Genomic DNA, 581 nt, shown 5'->3' on the forward strand with positions numbered 1-581 from the left:
AGCATCCATTTTGTCATAAAATGAACATGTCTCAAACCGCCATGTGAGATGATAAATTGTTCAGCTTTCTTCATGTGCGGCTCAGTTCTGTGAAAACATCCTGAAGCCAGCATCCCGACATATCCTTGGACGGTAGCCGTTAGATTTCCGCGCGTTTCATCGGGATAGTTGATAAATGTGCCGTCTGGCTGCTGTTTTGCATGAATGCCGGCTGCAAGGGATGATATCAGTTCTTTTTCATTTTCGCCTTCATCTAGTGAGGTAAGGAGCAAAATAAAAAAGGAATTTGTCATGATTGGTCCTTCAAAGCAAAATGTCCATGAACCATCAGCATTTTGCCTGTCTCTTAACTCCGTAATGGTTTTCTTTTGAAAACGCCTCACTTTCTCCTGAAGTGTGCCCATCACGCTCAACTCCTTCAGAAGCATATATATTCAGCGTCTTTTACCGCCATTACAGAAAGAAAAAAACTGCTGGCAGGCAGCAGTTTTTTAAACATACATGTTAGTCTTCAAGGTTTATCCATACACTTTTGACTTCTGTGTAATTATCCAAGGCATATGATCCCATTTCTCGTCCGA

At 41.7% G+C, this 581-nt stretch carries 1 protein-coding gene and 1 pseudogene; both read right to left on the bottom strand.

Annotated features, from left to right (window positions below):
* A pseudogene (locus ACWHAR_RS30035) lies at positions 1–404 on the bottom strand (squalene--hopene cyclase); the annotation flags it as partial.
* A 100-nt stretch (positions 405–504) separates the two neighbouring features.
* The coding region (locus tag ACWHAR_RS30040; protein WP_452088802.1) for a hypothetical protein at positions 505–581 on the bottom strand (77 nt) is incomplete at its 5' end.

The sequence above is a fragment of the Bacillus sp. LR--39 genome (genome assembly GCF_053613335.1).